We start from the raw sequence: 5,959 nt of genomic DNA, 5'->3' as shown, positions 1-5,959 counted from the left end.
ATCACCCCTCTCCCGCAGCGCGGGAGAGGGGCCGGGGGTGAGGGCCATCCTTACAAGACCGCAGTGGCGTCGGGGTGTACCGACGGCAAATTGCCCCATGCAAGATGCCGACGCGATGCACCGTTATCCAGACCACACCAGTCGCGGAGGCATCTGTCGCTTCCCCTATCCGCTGATAAAGGAGAGGCAGTTCACAAATCGCCCCTACAGGACGATGAACACGGGATGTACCTGATGGCCGTAATGCGAGTTGGCTGCATAGACATTGTCGATGCGCTAGTGGGTCCCCAGGGACACCGTGGCGCCGTGCCCTACCCTGGATGCCGTCGGCGCTAGGCCGGATGTCCATCGTGTGGGAGCCACTGACAGGGTTCATCAGTCGTGGACGTGACAACAAGATATTCGGATAGGAACTTAGCCTCAGAGGACGGTAAGCGGTCCAACTGTCAGCAACGTACCTTGCCCGGCGTTACCTGCTCTACGGTTATTATTCCCGTCCAAGCAAATCGAGCAGCTCTGTATCGCCGCGTACTGCCGCGTGAGCCACGGCCCGTCCACAAAGAGCACCGATCACGTTACCGGTTCCGTTATACGCCCCAATGGCCCAAACCCCGCGCCGCACCTGACGAGCAATCGGCAAGATGCTGTCACTGCGATAGGCCACCCGTGCGGCCCAACGGTACTCGATCGCAGCGCGACTACCGATCCGTTCGCGTAAGATTTGCTCAAGCATCGCCTGCACCGGTTGGGATGGTTCTGGGGCAGCATCCCATTCAGCAGCGGCAAATCGATCACGGCACCCGCCAAGTGCGATCCGTCCATCTGGCAACTGCTGCCAGTAGTCGTAGCCCCAACGGGTATAAACGGGGCGTGGAATGGTGCAGTGGGGATCAGGTGCGGTTGCCAGCATCTGTAGTCGGGCAGTACGCACCGTACCACGTAATTCGGGAAGCAATCGCTCAAGACCGCCATCGACGGCGACGATCACGTAGCGGGCGTGGATGCGTCCGTTAGGGCAATCAACAGTAGTATCAGTAATAGCGAGGGCAGGGGTATGTGTAAAAAGAAGTGCTCCTCCGCGCTGTGCCTGTTCGGCCAGCCAGAAGCAACGGTGGAGTGGCTGAAAAGCACCGTCGGTCGGAATAAGTAACCCTTCACCCTCCGAACCATGGTACGGTTCCACCGGAAGACGGTCGGCACGCATTGCCTGCATTTGTACCCGACAATCGGCTTCTTCTTCCGGTGATGCAGCGATACGCAACGAGCCGACTCGACGCACAATGTTCGGCATCAGCGCCGCCATGTGCTCAATTTCGGCGACGGTCAAGCGGTAGATCATCGCTGCCCGCTCCCGGCCAATCGCGGCGACGGCATCGTGGTAGAAAGCGGCCAGCCCGGCGAGCAAGAAGCCACCGTTTCGCCCGGCAGCGCCACCACCAATCGTTGTTGCGTCGATCCCGACAACGCTGACACCGATCGCAAGCAGTTCGTTGATACAGCTCAGACCCGAACCACCCAGACCGATAACGCACACGTCCGTCGCTATCGTATCGGTGAGCGACGGGAAGGATGGAGGTGGAATATCTGCCCAAACCGGTTGATTTAACATAACTATCTGCTACAACATTCGCTCTGCCAACCAGGGGAAGACAGCGGCTATCAAGCGCCGATCCGAATTACTCATGCATCATATCACGGTGGACGAACCTCGGTGATGGATGCAATCCGATACACGAGGAGGGGCGAGGCAAGGACCCACCCCACCAGGCCCGGAAAAGGGGGGCATGACGATATATGCAAAAGGTCCAGTTCGCACTTCTGCCACCTCCCCCAACCTCCCTCCCCGCCAGTGCGCGGGGATAGGTTCGCGTTCGGTGTTGGGGCGAAAAATTTTTCGCCCCAACGGGAGACGGGGCCGGAGGTGCAGCGGTACTGCATCAGGCTCTTCTTCAATTCCCTTGAATATTCCCTTGCTGACCAGGGATTGAAGGAATGATTGGCTTGCTGAAGTCAAGTTTCAGTGTTTTACATAACTCAACATTTTTTCAGACACGCTCTAAGAACCGATTTTCTCTGGACTACTGCATCCATGCCTCAGCAATCCAAACGCTCAGGCCAGATGCCCATCGTTACGTGAACTTGATTACTCACCCCGACTTTCTATTGTTGTGAGGATGAGGTGATAGCCCAATCTTACGGTTGCCCATCAGCCAACTTCCGCTTCCGATGGCAACATTTGCAACCCCTGGCGAAAGATTCGTACTACCAGATCGGCAGTTTCAGATGGATTACTGATTGGTGGCAGGTTACGGCCACCGACGAAAGGGAAGCAGAGCAACGATGAAAAAGTACGGATAATGTCAACCGGCTGGAGATCGGCGGCAACCTCGCCATGGGCAATTGCTGCTTCAGCCAGACGCCAGACTCGGGCCTGGGCGTGAAGCAGCTCATCACGCGAGTGCGGATGTTTTTCCAGCAGTTCAGCCACTTCGGGTAGCCAGAGTTGAAAGGCAGCCGCCTGATGACGGATTTGAAATTCAATGCTGGCGTGTAACAGATCGCAAAGCTGCTGTAATGGAGAACGATCGGTTGGTTCGCCGATGGCAGCAGCGGTAAAGAGATCGCGGATCAGTCGCGCAATCATGGCGGCAAGCAGATCTTCGCGCGTGGGAAATTGATTATACAGCGTTGGTTTCGAGATACCAACCCGTGCCGCCAGTTCGTCCATAGCTAGCGCAGCAAATCCGCGCTCGGCAATGAGTTGCTGGGTAGCAGCAAGGATTTCATCACGTAGCATCTGGCGGCGGCGTTCGCGGAGCGTCGTGCTCATAGTCATCTCACATCATCCGACTAAGGCAACTGCTTTAGCCGGCAATATACCATATTTTCGACACGAATGCCGCAGCCGGGAACGTTCCGCGACTGCGGCATCGGTGCAAAAAATTACTTATCGGTAAGGATAGTAATACGAACACTCATTCCTGCACGCAATCCTTGCTGGTCGTCGAGTTTCACCCGCACGGTAAAGGTTCGCACATTCCCTACCACATTTGCAACGGGTGCTACGAAATCAAGCGTTCCGGTGTAGACCTTACCCGGCAGGGCATCGAGCCGGACTTCGACCCGCTGACCTTCACGGACGCGGGCGATGTCGGTGTCGCTGATCGCTGCCTCGACGTACATTTCGCTCGTGTCAACAATACGCACGACCGGCAGGGCGCCCGTTGCAGCCAGATCACCCGGATCGACATTCACCTGAGCGACGATCCCATCAAAGGGTGCACGGAGCACGGCCTTTTCGAGGTTGAGTTTGGCAGCGGCCAGCGCAGCCTCGGCAATTTTCACTGCTGCTTCGGCAGCAGCCAGGCTCTGTGCCGTTGGTGGGGCGGTAATGCGCTGGAGGTTAGCCCGTGCAGCTTCGACGCCGGCCTGGGCTGCGGCCAATGCCCCGGCACGCTGTTCGCCACGCAAGCGTTCAAGCGTAGCCTGAGCCTGAGCAACGGCTGCATCGGCGGCTGCTACGAGATCGGCAGTTGGCCCGTCGAGCAGGCGTTGTAAGTTGCTCTGTGCCGTTCGCAATTGGGCTTCGGCTGCTGCAATTCCATCGATCTCATTCTGACGCGCCTGTTCGTAAGCCAGTTGGGCTTGCTTGTAACGCGCTTCTGCCGACTCGACGGCACGCAACAGTTGTTCTTCAGCGTCTTTTGCCTCTTTCGGTAACTCTAAACCGAACTTTGCCAGTTGCTGCTCACGCTCACGGTTTTTCCAGTAGAGATCGGAATAGGCCTGTTGAGCGTCGCGTAGCGCATTTGCCGCCTGCTGCATTTGTAGCTCGGCGTTGCTCTTTGCTGCCGAAAGGTTTGTCCGTTGGATGTTCAGATTAGCCTCTGCCTGCTCAACTGCTGAACGAGCTGCGGTTAGCTCAGCATTGCTCGGCCCATCGAGGAGATCGTTTCGGCGAGCAATCGCCTGAGCCAGAGCAGCTTCGGCAGCAGCAATGTCGGCATCGGTGACACTGCCCCGTGCCTGGCGAAGTGCCGCCTGTGCCTGTGCAACCTGGGCACGGACCGCGGCAATCTCTTCAGGTGTTGCGCCCTCAATCAGCCGTTCGTAGTTTGCACGAGCCTGAGCCAGACTAGCTTCGGCCTGGGCAACCTGCAATTCCAGTTCGCGCGCATCGAGCGCTACCAGTGGATCGCCTGCTTTCACCGCATCGCCTTCAGCAACAAAGACCTCGGCAACCACACCGGGAATACGGAAGCTCAGCTCGGCGCTATTGCGGGCTACCACTTCGCCACCGGCCGTTACGCCTAGGCTAATCGTCTGACCTGGTAGCTCAAGGGTTATTGGTGCCGTCGTTGGTTGTGGTGCGGCTGTTGGTTGCACCTGCGGGGCAACGGTAGGCACGGCTGTCGGCGCCGGAGCGGGGGCAGCACAACCGACCAGAACCGTGAATAGCCCGCCAATGCATGTCGTCACAATTATCCGTCGCATGATCCTGTAAGCTCCTTGTTCCTTTGCAAGCTGTTTCCTATATCTTTAATCTGCTGATGGTTCACCGGCCGGCGCCGATGGCAATGTTGGACTAGCCGGTCGCGTTGTTGGCGCAGCAACCGAAGTAGCAGACTGCGCCGCTGCAACCGCTCCAGCAGGCCCAGGCGCCGGTAGCTCAAACCCTTCATGCACCTGACCAAGCCCGAACCGCTGTTTCAGCCAGGTGACCGCAGCATCCATCAGGCTGTACACTGTTGGTACCACTAGCAATGTTAGGAGGGTTGAGGTAAGCATACCGCCGATCAGAACCCAGGCCAAACCTTTGCGGAACTCGTTACCTTCACCGGTTGCCAGCACGTGGATGCCAAGCGCCGTAGGCATTGCACCGGCAACTAGCGAGAGGGCTGTCATCAAGATTGGCCGCAAACGAATTGCACCGGCCAGCTTGAGCGCTGAATGTTTATCGAGGCCCAGATCGCGCAAACGGTTGGTAAAGTCGACCAGAAGGATCGAGTTCTTCACCACCAGGCCGAGGAGCATGATCAGACCGATCATGCCGGTGATGTCGAGATCGATCCCGACCAGGCGCAGCGCGAGGAAGGCACCAATGAAGCTAAATGGCATCGCCATCATAATGACCAGCGGTTGCGTGAAGCTGCCAAATTGTGACGCCAACACCATATACACGAAAAGCACCGAGAGACCCATTGCCAGGAAGAGCGATGAGAAGCCTTCGTTAGTCTGGGCGAAGGTACCGACGTAGCTGACAATCACATTCGATGGGATATTTAGGGCCTCGATACGTGCCTGCAATGCGGCCTGGGTATCGGTGAGATTGACACCTTCAAGGTTAGCGCCGATCAACACCTGGTTCAGGCGGTCGTAGCGTCGGATCGAGACCAGGCTTGATGCGAGTTCGACAGTGCCCAACGAACTAAGCGGCACGATACCGGAACGGGTCGGAATACTGATCGCACCCAACGTCTCGACACCGGCCCGATCCTGAGGGGCTAACCGTACCACAATGTCGAGATCGGTTTTTTCAGTCCGCAAGACAGTGGCGCGGTCACCATTAATCAGGGCACGCACCGACGTGGCAATATCTTCATTGGTGATACCCAGCTCACCGATCCGGGTCGGGTCGGCGCGGAGACGTAGCTCTGGCTTACCCGTTTGCAGGTTGCTATCTATGTCAACTAAGCCTGGAATAGCAGCCATCTCGCGCTTAATCGCTTCCACGATAGGAGCTAGCTCAGTCGCCGGGCCAGTTGTCTGTAAACTAACCTGCAACTCACGTCCTTCGACACCGGCACTTGACGGCTGGAAACTCGGCACCGAGAAGCTCAGACGGGGCAAGAAATCCAACTGTGCGCGCAAGCGCTCCTGGGTGGGCAGCGTTGGTGTTCGGCCAACCAGGGTAACGCTAAACTCAGCCCGTTCTGGAAAACCAGGAAAGCCGACCCGA

General features: G+C 57.5%; 4 protein-coding genes. All 4 read right to left on the bottom strand.

Annotated features, from left to right (window positions below):
• Positions 1-487 precede the first annotated feature (487 nt).
• Positions 488-1,609, bottom strand: coding sequence for an NAD(P)/FAD-dependent oxidoreductase (locus tag JE47_RS0119260; protein WP_031461309.1), 1,122 nt, complete (start codon positions 1,607-1,609; stop codon positions 488-490).
• A 597-nt stretch (positions 1,610-2,206) separates the two neighbouring features.
• The gene (locus JE47_RS0119255) at positions 2,207-2,830 is read right to left on the bottom strand and encodes a TetR/AcrR family transcriptional regulator (RefSeq protein WP_031461308.1); all 624 of its coding nucleotides are present in this window, start codon (positions 2,828-2,830) and stop codon (positions 2,207-2,209) included.
• 113 nt (positions 2,831-2,943) lie between these two features.
• Positions 2,944-4,494 carry an HlyD family secretion protein gene (locus tag JE47_RS0119250; RefSeq protein ID WP_031461307.1) on the bottom strand — a complete coding sequence of 517 codons (1,551 nt, stop codon included), beginning with the start codon at positions 4,492-4,494 and terminating at the stop codon, positions 2,944-2,946.
• 45 nt (positions 4,495-4,539) lie between these two features.
• Positions 4,540-5,959: efflux RND transporter permease subunit (locus JE47_RS0119245; protein ID WP_031461306.1), on the bottom strand; the 1,420-nt coding region annotated here is incomplete at its 5' end.

The organism is Chloroflexus sp. MS-G (assembly GCF_000735195.1).
Lineage (GTDB): Bacteria > Chloroflexota > Chloroflexia > Chloroflexales > Chloroflexaceae > Chloroflexus.
The sequence above is the reverse complement of the archived record's forward strand: the minus strand, read 5'-3'. Positions and strand labels throughout refer to the sequence as shown.

Coding starts and splice junctions, on each gene's coding strand:
- JE47_RS0119250 (WP_031461307.1), bottom strand. CDS start 4,494: ATGCGACGGATAATTGTGACGACATGCATTGGCGGGCTATTCACGGTT.
- JE47_RS0119260 (WP_031461309.1), bottom strand. CDS start 1,609: ATGTTAAATCAACCGGTTTGGGCAGATATTCCACCTCCATCCTTCCCG.
- JE47_RS0119255 (WP_031461308.1), bottom strand. CDS start 2,830: ATGAGCACGACGCTCCGCGAACGCCGCCGCCAGATGCTACGTGATGAA.